The following is a 14,841-nucleotide window of genomic DNA, read 5'->3' on the forward strand; positions in this document are numbered from 1 at the left end:
ACCTGACGTCCGCTCTCCTTTTGTCCGAATGACGATAGTGGGCCACCGGTTCACCCGCCTCCGCTGAGGGCGGCATCGGTCACATCGCGCGGCCCCGGCCACGGAACCGGATCATCCGCCGTACCGTCTGAAGCCCGGACGGCGGCGGTGCTCGCGGGGAAGAAGGGGCTGCGCGCGATGGCGGACTTACGGCGGACCGGAACCCGGAGAGGGGCGCTGACCGTCGTCCTGACCCTGCTCGCCCTCCAGCTCGGGCAGCTCGCGGCACCCGCGTGGGCGTGCGGCTGCGGGGCCCTGGTGCCCGGCGACGCGGGGCGGGTGGCCGTCGCGCGTGAGGAGTCCGTCGTGCGCTGGGACGGGACGCGGGAGCAGATCGTGCTGCGGCTGACCGTCGACGGTGACGCCGACCGGGTCGCGTGGATCATGCCGGTGCCGGGGCGGGCGACGGTCCGGCTGGGCGACCCGGACCTCTTCGGCGAGTTGCACCGGGTGACCGCGCCCGCGCACCGCACCCGGTACCACTTCTGGCCCCAGGACGGCGACTGGCCCCTGGTCTCCGGCGACGGCTCGGCCGGCGCCCCTCCCCCGCGCCGGCCCGGCGCCCCCGTGGGCGTGGTCGGCCGGCAGCGCCTCGGCCCGTTCGACGTGGCCCGGCTGACGGCGACCGACCCGGGCGCCCTGGACGGCTGGCTGGACAGCAACGGCTTCGCGTTGCCTCCGCGTCTGACCGGCGCCCTGCGCCCGTATGTCGAACGGCGCTGGGAGTACGTGGCCGTGAAGCTGACCCCGCGGGCCACCGGAACCCCCCTCACCGGCCTCCTGGACCCGCTGCACCTCACCTTCCGGACGGACGAGCCGGTCTACCCGATGCGCCTGTCGCGGCAGGCCGGCACACCCCAGTCCCTCGGCCTGTACGTCCTCGCCGCGCACCGCATGGAACCGGCGTCCCGGATCGGCGGCGAACGCCCCCGCGTCACCTACGCGGGACGCGTGACGGCGCGGACCGGCCCGCTGGCGGAACTGGCGGCGGGGGCGCCGTTCCTGACGGCGATCGGCCAGGAGTTCCCGTACCCCGAGCGGATCTCGGGCGACCACGAGCTGCGCCGCGCGCCGGCCGACGACACGTTCCAGCAGGTGATCCACGAGGACCGGCTACGCACGGTGGCCGGAGTCCCGGCCTGGTCGCTGACCCTGGGCACCGCGCTCGCCACGACAGTGGTGACGGCGGCGGTTTACGCCGTACGACGCCCCCGCCCCCGCCCCCGCGCCTCCGAGCCACCCCCGCTGCCGCCCGCTGCGCAGATCGGCTGAAACCACCATCCTGGAAATCCCGGCGGGGAGCGCGCCGCGCGACTATATTCCTTAGGGCATCTAGTTAGCGCTTCTAACTAACTCTCTGGAGGGCAAGGCGATGAGCGAGTCGCAGCTCTGGGACGACGTCGACGAGTACTTCTCCGCCCACCTCTCACCCGACGACGACATCCTTCAAGCGGCCCTGCGCGACAGCGACGCGGCCGGCCTGCCGAGCATCGGTGTCACCGCGCCCCAGGGCAAGCTGCTGAAGCTCCTCGCCGAGATCCAGGGCGCCCGCAGCATCCTGGAGATCGGCACGCTCGCCGGGTACAGCACCATCTGGCTGGCCCGCGCGCTGCCCGCCGACGGCCGGCTGATCTCGCTGGAGTACAGCGCCAAGAACGCCGAGGTCGCCACCCGCAACATCGCGCGCGCGGGCCTGGACAGGGTCGTCGAGGTACGGATCGGCCCGGCCCTGGAGTCGCTGCCCAAGCTGGCCGACGAGAACCCGGCCCCCTTCGACCTGGTCTTCATCGACGCCGACAAGGTCAACAACCCGCACTACATCGAGTGGGCGCTGCGGCTCACGAGCACGGGCAGCCTGATCGTCCTCGACAACGTGGTGCGCGGCGGCCGGGTGGCCGACGCGGACGCCGACGCACCGGACGTCAGGGGCACCCGGGCCGCCATCGAACTGATCGGCAGCCACCCGAGGTTGAGCGGTACGGCGGTGCAGACCGTCGGCAGCAAGGGCTACGACGGCTTCGCCCTGGCGCGCGTTCTCGCCTGAGGCGACGGCGCTCAGGCCTCGTGGTAGAAGCCGACGTTGACGCTGCGGGGAGCGGTGCGGTCGTGGATGACGATCTCGCCGCTGCCGCCCCTCGGCAACTGCACGGTGCCGCCGTAGTCGATCGGCTGGGCGAACTCGCCCACGGTCAGCCGCACCTCGGAGGACGGGTCGGCCTGCGATCCGCGCAGCCAGCTCACCTGCCAGCCGCCGTCCGGTCCGCACAGGAACTCCAGATGCACCCGGGAGACGAACAGCCAGTCGTCCGGCGTGGAGAGCCGGCACACCGCCTTGTCCCGGCCCACCCGCAGCACGGCGCCCGGCTCGCTGGGCGCGTCGGCCATGAGCATGCCGGCCGTGGCACCCTCGTCCGCCGCGGACACGGCGGCCATGGTGAGTTCGAGCACTGGCGCCCCTCCTGAAACATCCTTGTACGACGGCCGTTTTGGCTGCCGACGCCGCATGATAAATCGCCCGGCACCATCGCGTCCGGCACAATGAACTCATGACCGAGCGAAAGCCCCCCGGTGTCCCGTTCGAGTCCTGGGTCGACAAGCAGATCCACGACGCGCAGGCGCGCGGCGACTTCGACAGACTGCCCGGCGCCGGCGAACCGCTGCCGAACGACCTGGAAGCCCCGTACGACGAACTGTGGTGGGTCAAGCGCAAGATGGCCCGCGAGGGCCTGTCGGTCCTGCCCCCGGGACTGGCGCTGCGCAAGGAGGCGGAGGACGCGCTGACGGCGGCCTACGCGGCACCGTCCGAGCGGACCGTCCGGAAGATCATCACGGACGTCAACGCCAAGATCCGCGACATGCTGCTCAAACCACCGCCCGGCCCTCCCCTGGGCCGCAAACCCTACGACGTGGAAGACGTCGTCAGGCAGTGGCGGGAGCGCCGGGCGATGGTGGACGGGCCTGGTGTGTCGGACGGGTCTCGTGCGTCAGATGTGTAGGAGCCGTTCCGCCAGCTCGCGGTAGTCCCGCAGGGCGAGCCGGAGCTGCTCGGTGTCGGCGCGCTCGTCGGTGTCCTGCCAGGACCTGCGCAGGGTCCGCCGCCGCTCGCCGATGGTTTCGGTGAACCGGCTCAGCAGGTCCTCGACCACGCGGTCGGCCTCCTCGACGGCGGCCCGGGGGCCGTCGACGAATCCGGAGACCGCGTGCTGGAGCTTGAGCTCGAACTTGTCGGACTCCTCGTGCGGGACCAGCCGGCCGGCCTCGCGCCCGCTCTCCTTGGTGATCCCGCGCGGCCTCGTGACGCTCTCCTCGGTGGCCCGGGCCGGCGTCGTGACGCTCTCCTTGGCGATCCCGCCCGGCGTCGTGCCGCGCGACGGCGTGGCGCCCCGCGCCGCACCGCCGGTGGGCGGCACCACGGGTCCGTTCTCGACGGGCTCGTGCCCGGCTCCCCGGCCGGTCGTGGCGTCGGTCATGTCACTCAACTCCCCTTCGCGTGACGTCCCGTGAACGACCACGGCACATGGCCGCCGGTGTTCCTGCGGGTTTCGTGGGACTCGCGGCGCCGCTCGACCGGGGCCGCCATCAGCTCGTCGAACAGCGCACGGGCCTCGACCATGGCCTCACGCATCTCCTCGGTACCCGCCCCGCCGTCCGTACCGGCACCGACCGGCGCGTGGGCGACGCGGTGCACCCTGCGGTAGCCGTGCACATGGTGCGCGTGGTGCACGGACAACGCCGAGAGCTGTTCCTCGTACTGAGCGCCCTCCGGGTACCCCCGCGCCACCGCGAGGTCCGCGAGCAGCCGGTCCGCCTCGTCCACCGCCTCCTTCGGCGAGTCGACGAAGCGCTCCTGGGCGGCCGTCCAGCGAGCCTCGAACCGCTCGACCTCGGTCGCCTCCAGCGTCCGCTCCCGCAGCCCGCCGTGCCGCTGCACCCGCTCGGCGAGTTCACGTTCGGCCGCCTTGGCGTCCCCGTCGTGGCGGGCCAGGGCCCGCTCGTACTCGGGCCCGAAGCGCCGCTTCAGGCCGCCGCTGCCCTGTACGCCCCGAGAGCGGAGGGCCATGACGGTCACGCCGAGCACGACGACGACCGCCGCAATCACGATCAGAATGATCACACCTGTGGACATGCGGGGCGAGTTGCCCGGAAGGGCCACCTCAAACGGCCGCCGGACAGCCAACGGCCAAGGGCCCGCCCGCGCACCCACATATCCGCTTGCGTCCCCACGAGTTGACCGGCCCAGAATGACGGCCATGACCTGGACCGTTTCGGCAGAACCCCCCGCCTCCCCCGCGGCCACCGCGCTCTGGCGGGCGTACTACACGGAGGTCAGCGACCGCTACTACCTCCTGCACCAGGGCCGGCGCACCGACCCCGCCGAACTGGAACGCGAGATCACCGCGCACACCTGGTCCGAACTCCAGCCCCCGCGGGGCACGTTGCTGGTGGCCCGGTACGCGGGCGAGCCGGGCGGTTCGGCGGGCGTACTCCTCCTGGACGGAGGAACCGCCGAACTGAAACGGGTGTTCATCCACGAGTCGCTGCGCGGCAAGGGCGGCGGCCGGGCCCTGGTCACCGCGGCCGAGACCACGGCCCGCTCCCTCGGCGCCACCCGCATGATCCTTGACACCCGCCACGACCTGGTGGAGGCCCGCACCCTGTACACCCACCTCGGCTACGAGGAAACGACCCCCCACAACGACGCCCCCTACGCCGAGCACTGGTTCAGCAAGCCATTGAGCGGGCCCCGCTGAGTGCCCCGCAGGGCCGCACCCCCACCGTGCAGCAGCCGCGTACGGCGGCAAGGGGCCGTGCCCGGGGGGCCGCCCGCAGTGACCGGCATCAAGGAACGTCCAGCACCCTGCCCGACCCCCAACCGCCGGTCCGAGGACGGACACCCCCCGGCGCGGCCCCGACCCCCAACACACCCGCAGGCGCTACGCGAACCCCCACCGGACACCAACGGGCCGCCGCAGGCATCACGCACCCCCACCGAACACCAACAGGCCGCCACAGGCACCCCCGCTCAACCGCCGGAGGCACGCGGCTGTTCACGCTCCGACCCGCACAGCTCCGCGTTGAGCTCCTTGACCAGCTGAACCAGATCGGTCGGCCGGTCCGGCCCCCACCAGTCCCCCAGCAACTCCGCCAACGACTCCTCCCGAACCCGGGCCAACCGCTCCGCGACCTCTTTCCCCTTCTCCGTCAGCACCAGATCCAGCCCCTCCCGCTCGGCCAACCGCCGCCCCTCCACCTCCCGGGCGGCGTCGAGGATCACCGGCAGCGGCACGGAGCTCCGCTCGGCGAGCACTCCCGGCTCCACCCACCCGTACCTGTTGATCCGCAGCAGCAGCCAACTGGACGCGGGCAACAGGTCGTACCCCGCCCGCTCGGTGACCGTCCGGTACACCTCCCGCCGCCCCTCCCGCGTCCCCAGCACCGACAGCGCCCGGCACACCTCGTCGTACGACGACCGCTCGACCGGGTTGCTGGCCAGCGTCTCGCTGACGTCGGGTGCCGTGACGGACCCCCGCAGCTTGTCCTCCCGCAGGAACCAGGCCAGTACGAACCCGAGCAGCGCGACCGGCGCGGCGTACAGGAACACGTCGGTGATCGACGAGGCGTACGCCTCCAGCGCCCCCGGCCGCAGCCCCGTCGGCAGTTCCGCGATGTCCCGGGGGTCCGCCTCCAGCCCCTCCAGCGAGACACCGCTCGGCAGCCGCGCCCCCCGGAAGGCCTCCGCCAGCTTGTCGTCCAGCCGAGCCGCGAAGACGGTGCCGAAGATCGCGACCCCGAACGAGGCGCCGATCGACCGGAAGAAGGTCGCACCGGAGGTCGCGACGCCGAGATCCTCGTACGAGACGGCGTTCTGCACGATCAGCACCAGCACCTGCATGACGAGCCCGAGGCCCAGCCCGAACACGAAGAAGTACAGGCTCATCTCCCAGGTGGAGCTGTCCACATCGAGCTGATGCAGCAACAACAGCCCGAGGGTGGTCACGGCGGTCCCGGTGACCGGGAACACCTTCCAGCGCCCGGTCCTGCTCACGATCTGCCCGGACCCCGTCGACGACAGCAGCATGCCGACGACCATCGGCAGCATGTGCACCCCGGACAGGGTCGGGCTGATCCCCTGCACGACCTGGAGGAACGTCGGCAGATACGTCATCGCCCCGAACATGGCGAACCCGACGATGAAGCTGATGACCGCGGACAGCGCGAAGGTCCGCACCCGGAACAGCTTCAGCGGCAGAACGGGCTCGGCGGCCGTCCGCTCCACCACGACGAACACGATGGCCAGCACGACCCCGAGCAGGGCCAGCCCGACGATCTCGACCGACCCCCAGCCCCACGTCGTACCGCCGAGCGAGGCCACCAGCACCAGGCAGGTGGCGACGGACGCGATGAGGAACGTACCGACGTAGTCGATGACATGCCGCGTCGACTTCCGCGGAATCCGCAGCACGGCGGCGATGACGACCAGCGCGACGACCCCCACGGGGAGGTTGATGTAGAACACCCACCGCCAGCTCAGATGCTCGGTGAAGACCCCGCCGAGCAACGGCCCCAGCACACTGCTCGCCCCGAACACCGCCCCGAACAGCCCCTGATACCGTCCGCGCTCCCGAGGCGGCACGATGTCCCCCACGATCGCCATGGACAGCACGATCAGCCCACCGCCGCCGACCCCCTGAACGGCCCGGTACGCGATGAGCTGAGCCATGTCCTGCGCCATGCCGCACAGCGCGGAGCCGACGAGGAAGATCACGATCGCGATCTGGAAGAGCCGCTTGCGCCCGTACTGGTCACCGAGCTTGCCCCACAGCGGAGTAGCGGCCGTGGACGCCAGCAGATAGGCCGTCACGACCCAGGACAGATGCTCCAGACCGCCCAGGTCACTGACGATCGTGGGCAGCGCGGTGGACACGATCGTCTGGTCGAGCGCGGCGAGCAGCATCCCGAGGAGCAGCGCGCCGATGGAGACGAGGACGTTGCCGGGTACGTTCTCGTGCGGCCCGGCGCGCCGCTCCGGGGGCCGCGCGTCACGCACATGTCCCGTCATACCGTGCGCATCCCCGGCCATGAAGACCTCCCGAAGGTCTCGTTACCCCCTCCATCTTGATCGCTATGTCGGGTTATGGCCTGTCGAGTCCCTTTGGAACGACCCCTTCCGGGGGCTTGCGAAGACGGCGTGAGGAACGTCTGCATAATCTGGGGAGTTCGCGAGGGAGGGAGGACGCGTGAGTGAGCCGAGGGGGCGCCTTTGCCCTGAGTGCAAGGCGCCGAGGGCGGTCGACAACACGCCGTCGTGCGGCTGCGGCCCGCGCGCGTCCGAGGCCCTGAGAGACGCCCGTACGGCGGAGGCGGCCGCGGCGGAGGACTTCGATCCGCTGCGGATACGGCCATACGTGGAACTGGACGACGCCAACGACGCCGACCCCGCAGAAACGATGGAGCTACGGCCGATCCAGCCGCGCCGTCAGGAGCAGCTCCCGCCGGCACCGAACGCGCAGGACCTGAGCCTGTTCGAGACGAACCGGCCCTCGGACGACGGGAACGAGGAGACCGAGGAGAGCCACCGGGAGGCCCCGCCCCAAAACGACCACGCGCCCCGTCGCCATCGCCGCACCCTCCTGCTCGGCGCGGGCGGAGCCGTGGTCGCCGTGATCGCTGCGGCGGGCCTGGCGAGCGGCGTGTTCACCTACGAGGCGCCGACCCGCAGCACGGCGCTGCCGGACGACGTACGGGCGAGTGTCCCGGCCCCGTCGACGAGCCAGGCGCCGGAACCGGCCGCTCCGGCGAAGACCACCACCCCGTCGACGCCGCCTCCGACCTCCGCGTCCCCCACGCAGAGCCCGACGTCCTCGCCGTCCCCGTCCCGATCGACGACGTCCCCGACCCCGACGGCGTCCGCCGAACCGACGAGGACTCCCTCGGCGTCGCAGACGACCGGATCCCAGGCGGACGATTCCGCCGCCGTGAAGGAGCCGACCGCGGCGACCCTCCGCCGCGGCGACCGGGGCCCCGAGGTCACCGAGCTGGAACTCCGGCTGACCCAACTCGGCCTGTACACCCGGCAGGCGAGGGGGAACTACAACGAGGGCGTCGAGGACGCGGTGGCCAGGTACCAGTGGGCGCGGGGGGTTCAGCCGGAGGAGTACGGGGTGTACGACCCGGAGACCAGGGAGCGGCTGGAGTCGGAGACGTGGGAGCCGTGACGCCCTTCGCCTGAGAGCTCGGGCACTCCGGGCTCGTCGGCGACCGCGGGTGAGTGGAGGTTGCTCGCGCCCCTATGGGGATGTCCGCTGCACGCCCCCTAGGGGCGCGGGGAACGGCGCGACCAGCCCGGCACAACCCCCAGCCGCCATCAAGCCCCAGGGCCCCCGGCCTCTCAGGCGACGATCACCCGAATCGCCCCGTCCCCGGCCATCTCGACCCGCACCTGCCGCAGATCAGCCACGGCCACGTCCGGCCCGTGGAACCCGGCCCGAGGCCCGACCCCCACCACCCGCATCCCCGCGGAGCGCCCCGCCTCGATGCCGGCCCCGGAGTCCTCGAACACCACACAGTCCGCCGGCGCGACCCCCAGCTCGGCGGCCCCCTTCAGGAAGCCCTCGGGGTCGGGCTTGCTCGCGCCCACCGACTCCGCGGTCACCCGCACCTCCGGCAGCGCCAGCCCGGCGGCGGCCATCCGCGCCGTGGACAGGGCGACGTCGGCCGACGTCACCAGCGCGTGCGGCAGGCCCCGCAGCGAGGCCAGGAACTCCGGCGCGCCCGCAATCGGCACGACGCCGTCCACGTCCGCCGTCTCCTCGGCGAGCATGCGCGCGTTGTCCGCGTGGTTCTGCTCCATCGGCCGGTCGGGCAGCAGCACGGCCATGGAGGCGTACCCCTGCCGTCCGTGCACGACCTTCATCACCTCGTCGCCGTCCAGCCCGTGCCGCTCGGCCCAGCGACGCCAGATCCGCTCCACCACGGCGTCGGAGTTCACGAGCGTGCCGTCCATGTCGAGCAGGAGGGCACGGGCGGTGAGCACGGTCGGAACGGTGGGCACGGTCGTGGCCGACATACGGCAGCTCCAAGGCGCGGTGGGAAAGCTGTGAGGCCGAAAGGCTGGAAACGCCGGCCCCGAGGACAAAGCGGGCCCGCCCGCCGGTCAGGGAAAACGGGCGGAGCCACTTTGTTCCTCTACGGTACAAAACGAGGGCGGGTTCCCGCCACCGGCTTCGGGAAGGGTTCACCGACCGTTCAGCTCAGCCGATCACGGCTTCGCCGAGGCTCCACACCCCGAGCCCCAGCATCAGCACCGCCGCGACCTTGGTGACCACCGCGAGCGGAATCCGCTTCATCAGGGCCTTTCCGCCGACGATGCCGATCGCCGCCACGCTCCACAGCGCCAGCACCGCACCGATGCCGACCGACAGCGGATCGTCGTAGCGCGCCGCGAGATTCGCCGTCATGATCTGCGTCAGATCCCCGAACTCGGCGACCAGGATCAGCATGAACCCGGCCCCGGACACCTTCCAGAAGGACTGGTTCTCCGGCTTGCGGATCTCCTCCTCGTCCTCCTCCTTCCTCATGAGCAGCACGGCCGCGCCACCCAGGAAGAGCACACCGGTGAGCGCCTGCACGATCTGCTGCGGCAGCAGGGTCAGCACACTGCCCGCCGCCACGGCCAGCGCGACGTGCACCGCGAAGGCGGCGGCGACTCCGGCGAAGACGTACGAGGCGCGGTAGCGCGTGCCGAGGACCAGCCCGGCCAGCGCGGTCTTGTCGGGCAGTTCGGCGAGGAAGACGACGCCGAACACGACGGCCGTCACGGTGAAGCTGATCAAGGTTCCTCAATCGGTCGGGGCTGCCCCGCCGAGAGCACTGTCACTGCGCTGCGACACCTCGGCACGGCAGCACACTCGGCACCCGTGCCGTAGGACACGGGCGTGCACTGCTTGCCGAAGGTCTCGCTGGCGCGGCCCCACGATCCGTGAGGCCCGCCTCCGGGCGCCGGCTCAGACGAGCTGAGCAGTATGTCGACGGTCCGGCGAAGAGCTACTCCCCTTCTGCGCCATTCATCGTACGGGACCACGGACGGAGCAGAAAGTTCCGCCCTCAACCTTGATGTGTCATGCACACGTCACTAACTTCTCACCGAACGCACATCCCCGCGCAACACGGCACCGCGAGCATTCCCTCGCTCGCTCGCCAACACCCCCACCCCTCAAGGGAGTTAGCATGTCGAAGTTCTACGCGCGTCGACGGGTCAGCATACTCGCGGCCCTCAGCGGTCTCATAGCCTCCGTCGCCCTCTTCAACGCTCCGACCGCTTCCGCCGCACTCCCCACCCCGGTCAGCGGGGCCACCGCCCGCAGCTACCTCGCCCAGCTCACCGTGGCCACCGAGGACCGCACCGGCTACGACCGCGACCTGTTCCCGCACTGGATCACCCAGTCCGGCGCCTGCAACACCCGCGAGACGGTCCTCAAGCGCGACGGCTCGGGCGTCGTCACCGACTCCTCCTGCGCCGCCACCAGCGGCAGCTGGTACTCCCCCTACGACGGCGCCACCTGGACCGCCGCCTCCGACCTCGACATCGACCACCTCGTCCCGCTGGCCGAGGCCTGGGACTCCGGCGCCGACAGCTGGACCACCTCGCGCCGCCAGTCCTTCGCCAACGACCTGACCCGCCCGCAGCTCATTGCGGTCACGGACAACGTCAACCAGGCCAAGGGCGACCAGGACCCGTCCACCTGGATGCCGTCGCGCACCGCCTACCGCTGCACCTACGTCCGCGCCTGGGTCCAGGTGAAGTACTACTACGGCCTCTCGGTCGACTCGGCGGAGAAGTCCGCCCTCACGAACTACCTCGCGAGCTGCTGACCGCGCACTGCCGCGGTACCGCCGGAGTTCGGCAAACCGTGATCTGCGGAACCTCGCCGTTCCCCTCCGTCGTTCCGTACCGTACGGGGCGACGGAGGAGGGCGATGACGTGGCCGAACTGCGCCTGGGTCCACTGCTGAGGTACGTCGACGGCTCGTCCGCGACCGTGTGGGTCGAGGCGAGCCGTCCGTGCGCCGCCGAGGTGCGCGGTGCGGACGGTTCCGGTGGTGCGACCCGTACCTTCCAGGTCGCGGGACACCACTACGCCCTGGTGCCGGTGACCGGTCTCACTCCCGGCACGACGACGCCGTACGAGGTCCTCCTCGACGGCACGCGCGTGTGGCCGCTCCCCGACGACCGGTTCCCGGCCTCCGTCATCCGCACCCCCGCCGGTGACGACCCCGTGCGCCTCGCCTTCGGCTCCTGCCGCTGGGCCGCGCCGCCCGCCGACGAGGCGGACCCGGTCGGGCCGGACGCCCTGGACACGCTGGCCGCCCGGATCGCCGCCGACCCGACGGCCGAGCGGCCCGATGTGCTGGTGCTGCTGGGCGACCAGGTGTACGCCGACGAGACGTCCAAGGCGACCCGGCGCTGGCTGGCCGCCCGGCGTGATCTGAGCGAGCCGCCGGGCAGCGAGGTCGCGGACTACGAGGAGTACACCCGCCTCTACTACGAGTCCTGGCTCGACCCCGAGGTGCGCTGGCTGCTGTCCACCGTGCCCAGCTGCATGATCTTCGACGATCACGACGTCATAGACGACTGGAACACCTCCGCCGCCTGGCTCGCCGACATGCGGGCCACACCGTGGTGGCGGGAGCGGCTGCTGAGCGGCCTGATGTCGTACTGGGTGCACCAGCACCTGGGCAATCTCTCCCCGGCCGAGCTGGCCACCGACCCGCTCTACGCCGCCGTACGCGCGATTCCCGACGGCACCGACGAGCTGCGCTCCTTCGCGTGCAAGGCGGACGCCGACCCCGCCTCGGTCCGCTGGAGCTACCGGCGCGACTTCGGCCGGGTGCGGCTGCTGATGGTGGACACCCGCGCGGCCCGGGTCCTCGACGAGGAAGCGCGCTCCATGCTCCATCCCGGCGAGGCGCGCTGGCTGCGCGAGCAGGCGCTGGAGGGACGCGGCTCCTACGACCACCTCCTGATCGGCACCTCCCTGCCCTGGCTGCTGCCGCATCTGGTGCACGACGCCGAGGCGTGGAACGCCGCGCTGTGCCGGGGTGAGCGCGGGGAGCGCTGGGCGCGGTTCGGGGAGGATCTGCGGCGGCGGGCCGATCTGGAGCACTGGGCGGCGTTCCCGTCGTCCTTCGACGCGCTGACGGAACTGATCGCGGAGGCCGGCTCGGGGCCTCAGGCGCCGGCGACGGTGTGCGTCCTGTCGGGGGACGTGCATCACGCGTACATCGCCGAACCGGCCTGGCCCGACGGCACGGGGCCCGACGCCCGGGTCCTCCAGCTGACCTGTTCGCCCGTCCACAACGCCATCCCGCTGGCTATCCGGCTCGGCTTCCGCTTCGGCTGGAGCGGGCTCGCCCGGGTGCTGGGACGGCGGTTCGCGGGGCACGGGGGCTGTCCCCGGCCGCCGATCGACTGGCGCCGGACGGGCGGACCGTGGTTCGGCAACCAGCTCATGACACTGACCCTGGGCAGGCGGTCGGCACGACTGCGGCTGGAGCAGGCGCGGGAGGAGCGTGAGGGAGGGGCGCGGCTGCGGACGGTGGCGGAGGCGGAACTCACTCGGTGAGAGGGGGCCGTCGCCGTTGCCGTTGCCGTTGCCGTTGCGCCTGAGAGCTCGGGGGGTCCGGGTTCGGCGGCGGCTGCGGGGCGCGTTGTGGTCGGTCGCGCGGTTCCCCGCGCCCCTGAAGACCCAGGCGCCGCCGCTCCAGGCCCACCCCCGCACACCTTCCCCCGGCCGCCGACGGCATGATGAGCCGGACCGTCCGCTTCCGCGCGACGGCTCGCTCCGATGCGCCCCACACGCCCGGGAGTCACCCCTTTGACCGTACCGACCTCCGCACCGACCTCGGTCTCCGTCGCCCTGGTGGGTGCCGGGCCCCGCGGCACCAGCGTTCTTGAACGGCTGTGCGCCGGCGCGCCCGACCTCCTGCCGCCCGGAGCGCGCCTCACGGTCCATGTGATCGATCCGGCACCGCCCGGCCCGGGACAGGTGTGGCGCACCACGCAGTCGCCCGAGCTGCTGATGAACACGGTGTCCTCGCAGGTCACCCTGTTCACCGACGAGAGCGTGGACTGCTCGGGGCCGATCCGGCCCGGGCCGAGCCTGTACGACTGGGCGGCGGGTGCGCTGGGCCCGGACGAGTACCCGACCCGCGCCGACTACGGCCGGTATCTGGAGTGGGTGTTCGCGAAGGTCGTGCGCGAGGCGCCGCCCGCGGTACGCGTCGAGACGTATGCCGCCCGCGCCGTACGGCTCGACGAGGCGCCCGACGGCCGGCAGGTGCTTACCCTGGACGACGGCCGGGTCCTGCCCGCCCTGTCCGCCGTGGTGCTGGCCCAGGGGCATCTGCCGACGGCCGCCGACCCGGCGCAGCGCCCGCCCGCCGGGCGGCACGGGTCGCGCCACGTGCCGCCCGGCAACCCCGCCGACCTCGACCTGTCCGCCGTGGCCCCCGGCGAACCGGTGCTGTTGCGCGGCCTGGGCCTCAACTTCTTCGACCACATGGCCCTGTTCACGACCGGCCGCGGCGGCGGATTCGTCCGGGACGGCGAGGGACAGCCGCTGCGCTATCTCCGCTCCGGCAACGAGCCGCGTCTGTACGCCGGTTCGCGGCGCGGCATCCCGTACCAGGCGCGCGGCGACAACGCGAAGGGGCCGTACGGCCGCCATCTCCCGCTCGTGCTGACCCCGGAGGTGATCGCCGGTTTCCGCAAGCGCGCGGACTCCGGTGCGGCGCCGGACTTCCGCGCGGAGATATGGCCGCTGGTGGCGAAGGAGGTGGAGACGGTGTACTGCGCGGCGCTGATACCGGCGGACCGCCGGCCCGGCTTCATCGAGCCCTTCCTCGCCCTGCCCCACCGCGACCCCCGAGAGACGCGTCTGCTCGACGAGTTCGGGATCGCCGAGCGGGATCGCTGGTGCTGGGACCGGATCTCCCGGCCGGCCGCGGGACAGGACTTCGCCGGTCCCGGCCAGTGGCGCGACTGGCTGCTGGGGTATCTGCGCGAGGACGCCGCGCAGGCCGCCCGGGGCAATGTGGACGGCCCGCTGAAGGCGGCCCTCGACGTGCTGCGCGACCTGCGCAACGAACTGCGTCTGATCGTCGACCACCGCGGCCTGACCGGCACCTCCCGCCGGGACCACCTGGACCGCTGGTACACCCCGCTCAACGCCTTCCTGTCCATCGGCCCGCCCCGGCGGCGCGTCGAGGAGCTGGTGGCACTGATCGAGGCGGGCGTGCTGGAGGTGCTCGGGCCGCGGCTCGACGTTCGGGAGGAGGCGGGGGCGTGGGTGGCGCACTCCCCGGACGTGCCGGGTTCGGCGGTCCGGGTGACGACCCTCGTCGAAGCGCGGCTGCCCGAACCCGAGTTGCGCCGCACCGGGGACGAACTCCTGGCCGGGCTGCTGGAGACGGGACAGTGCCGGCCGCACACCGTCGACGGCTACGAGACCGGCGGACTCGATGTGACACCGCGCCCGTATCGCCTGATCGACCGTCAGGGGCAGGCGCATCCACGGCGGTTCGCGTTCGGCGTGCCCACCGAGGGGGTGCACTGGGTGACCGCTGCGGGAGCCCGTCCTGGTGTGGATTCGGTCACGCTTTCGGACGCCGACGCGGTGGCCAGGGCGGCACTACGTGCCGTTGTTCCCGGGACGGAAGGGGATGCCGAGGCGCGAGTGTGGCCAAATGTTGAACTTGCAAGCACTGGTTAGGCTTGCCTAACGTGGGGCGACCGTTCACTTTC

The 14,841-nt window shown here is 72.0% G+C and carries 14 protein-coding genes; 8 read left to right on the forward strand and 6 right to left on the reverse strand.

The genetic code is table 11. The features are described 5' to 3' along the window. Window positions 1-177 precede the first annotated feature (177 nt). Window positions 178-1,311 carry a DUF2330 domain-containing protein gene (locus ACIQWG_RS09390; protein ID WP_404092442.1) on the forward strand — a complete coding sequence of 378 codons (1,134 nt, stop codon included), beginning with the start codon at window positions 178-180 and terminating at the stop codon, window positions 1,309-1,311. 100 nt (window positions 1,312-1,411) lie between these two features. Beyond that, window positions 1,412-2,083 carry an O-methyltransferase gene (locus tag ACIQWG_RS09395; protein ID WP_404092445.1) on the forward strand — a complete coding sequence of 224 codons (672 nt, stop codon included), beginning with the start codon at window positions 1,412-1,414 and terminating at the stop codon, window positions 2,081-2,083. An 11-nt stretch (window positions 2,084-2,094) separates the two neighbouring features. Here ACIQWG_RS09395 and ACIQWG_RS09400 read toward each other — a convergent pair whose 3' ends face one another. After that, window positions 2,095-2,487: a hypothetical protein gene (locus tag ACIQWG_RS09400; protein WP_404092448.1), complete on the reverse strand. Its 393-nt coding sequence runs from the start codon at window positions 2,485-2,487 to the stop codon at window positions 2,095-2,097. 98 nt (window positions 2,488-2,585) lie between these two features. Between ACIQWG_RS09400 and ACIQWG_RS09405 the strand changes: the two genes are divergently transcribed. Continuing rightward, a complete protein-coding gene (locus tag ACIQWG_RS09405; protein ID WP_404092449.1) occupies window positions 2,586-3,035 on the forward strand; it encodes a DUF1992 domain-containing protein in 450 nt (149 codons plus the stop codon). On the opposite strand, the gene ACIQWG_RS09410 is transcribed toward ACIQWG_RS09405, so the two are convergent. Both ACIQWG_RS09410 and ACIQWG_RS09415 read right to left on the reverse strand, forming a co-directional pair. Further along, a complete protein-coding gene (locus ACIQWG_RS09410) occupies window positions 3,024-3,509 on the reverse strand; it encodes a hypothetical protein (RefSeq protein WP_404092451.1) in 486 nt (161 codons plus the stop codon). The two genes, ACIQWG_RS09405 and ACIQWG_RS09410, sit on opposite strands and share 12 nt — an antisense overlap. Before the next feature lie 5 nt (window positions 3,510-3,514). Continuing rightward, the gene (locus ACIQWG_RS09415; RefSeq protein ID WP_404092453.1) at window positions 3,515-4,165 is read right to left on the reverse strand and encodes a hypothetical protein; all 651 of its coding nucleotides are present in this window, start codon (window positions 4,163-4,165) and stop codon (window positions 3,515-3,517) included. Between the two features lie 124 nt (window positions 4,166-4,289). Here ACIQWG_RS09415 and ACIQWG_RS09420 point away from each other — a divergent pair, with 124 nt between their 5' ends. After that, complete coding sequence (locus ACIQWG_RS09420) at window positions 4,290-4,790, forward strand: GNAT family N-acetyltransferase (protein ID WP_404092455.1); 501 nt, start codon at window positions 4,290-4,292, stop codon at window positions 4,788-4,790. Window positions 4,791-5,062: 272 nt separating this feature from the next. On the opposite strand, the gene ACIQWG_RS09425 is transcribed toward ACIQWG_RS09420, so the two are convergent. Further along, window positions 5,063-7,120, reverse strand: a complete 2,058-nt coding sequence (locus ACIQWG_RS09425) for a DHA2 family efflux MFS transporter permease subunit (RefSeq protein WP_404092457.1) — start codon at window positions 7,118-7,120, stop codon at window positions 5,063-5,065. Window positions 7,121-7,277: 157 nt separating this feature from the next. Here ACIQWG_RS09425 and ACIQWG_RS09430 point away from each other — a divergent pair, with 157 nt between their 5' ends. After that, window positions 7,278-8,255, forward strand: a complete 978-nt coding sequence (locus ACIQWG_RS09430; RefSeq protein ID WP_404092459.1) for a peptidoglycan-binding domain-containing protein — start codon at window positions 7,278-7,280, stop codon at window positions 8,253-8,255. 173 nt (window positions 8,256-8,428) lie between these two features. Here ACIQWG_RS09430 and ACIQWG_RS09435 read toward each other — a convergent pair whose 3' ends face one another. Both ACIQWG_RS09435 and ACIQWG_RS09440 read right to left on the reverse strand, forming a co-directional pair. Further along, complete coding sequence (locus ACIQWG_RS09435) at window positions 8,429-9,106, reverse strand: HAD family hydrolase (RefSeq protein ID WP_404092460.1); 678 nt, start codon at window positions 9,104-9,106, stop codon at window positions 8,429-8,431. A 184-nt stretch (window positions 9,107-9,290) separates the two neighbouring features. Beyond that, window positions 9,291-9,872, reverse strand: coding sequence for a TMEM165/GDT1 family protein (locus tag ACIQWG_RS09440; protein ID WP_404092463.1), 582 nt, complete (start codon window positions 9,870-9,872; stop codon window positions 9,291-9,293). Window positions 9,873-10,266: 394 nt separating this feature from the next. Between ACIQWG_RS09440 and ACIQWG_RS09445 the strand changes: the two genes are divergently transcribed. The 3 genes from ACIQWG_RS09445 (at window position 10,267) to ACIQWG_RS09455 (ending at window position 14,809) form a co-directional block, all read left to right on the forward strand. Next, complete coding sequence (locus tag ACIQWG_RS09445) at window positions 10,267-10,911, forward strand: HNH endonuclease family protein (RefSeq protein WP_404092465.1); 645 nt, start codon at window positions 10,267-10,269, stop codon at window positions 10,909-10,911. A gap of 109 nt (window positions 10,912-11,020) precedes the next feature. After that, a complete protein-coding gene (locus ACIQWG_RS09450) occupies window positions 11,021-12,661 on the forward strand; it encodes an alkaline phosphatase D family protein (protein WP_404092468.1) in 1,641 nt (546 codons plus the stop codon). 222 nt (window positions 12,662-12,883) lie between these two features. Continuing rightward, window positions 12,884-14,809, forward strand: coding sequence for an FAD/NAD(P)-binding protein (locus tag ACIQWG_RS09455; protein WP_404092469.1), 1,926 nt, complete (start codon window positions 12,884-12,886; stop codon window positions 14,807-14,809). Window positions 14,810-14,841 lie beyond the last annotated feature (32 nt).

The organism is Streptomyces sp. NPDC098781 (assembly GCF_044759995.1).
Classification (GTDB): domain Bacteria; phylum Actinomycetota; class Actinomycetes; order Streptomycetales; family Streptomycetaceae; genus Streptomyces.

Bases quoted from the DNA above. Each gene is read 5' to 3' on its own strand.
- ACIQWG_RS09390 (WP_404092442.1), top strand. From the start codon at position 178: ATGGCGGACTTACGGCGGACCGGAACCCGGAGAGGGGCGCTGACCGTC.
- ACIQWG_RS09395 (WP_404092445.1), top strand. From the start codon at position 1,412: ATGAGCGAGTCGCAGCTCTGGGACGACGTCGACGAGTACTTCTCCGCC.
- ACIQWG_RS09405 (WP_404092449.1), top strand. From the start codon at position 2,586: ATGACCGAGCGAAAGCCCCCCGGTGTCCCGTTCGAGTCCTGGGTCGAC.
- ACIQWG_RS09410 (WP_404092451.1), bottom strand. From the start codon at position 3,509: ATGACCGACGCCACGACCGGCCGGGGAGCCGGGCACGAGCCCGTCGAG.
- ACIQWG_RS09415 (WP_404092453.1), bottom strand. From the start codon at position 4,165: ATGTCCACAGGTGTGATCATTCTGATCGTGATTGCGGCGGTCGTCGTC.
- ACIQWG_RS09420 (WP_404092455.1), top strand. From the start codon at position 4,290: ATGACCTGGACCGTTTCGGCAGAACCCCCCGCCTCCCCCGCGGCCACC.
- ACIQWG_RS09425 (WP_404092457.1), bottom strand. From the start codon at position 7,120: ATGGCCGGGGATGCGCACGGTATGACGGGACATGTGCGTGACGCGCGG.
- ACIQWG_RS09435 (WP_404092460.1), bottom strand. From the start codon at position 9,106: ATGTCGGCCACGACCGTGCCCACCGTTCCGACCGTGCTCACCGCCCGT.
- ACIQWG_RS09445 (WP_404092465.1), top strand. From the start codon at position 10,267: ATGTCGAAGTTCTACGCGCGTCGACGGGTCAGCATACTCGCGGCCCTC.
- ACIQWG_RS09455 (WP_404092469.1), top strand. From the start codon at position 12,884: ATGCGCCCCACACGCCCGGGAGTCACCCCTTTGACCGTACCGACCTCC.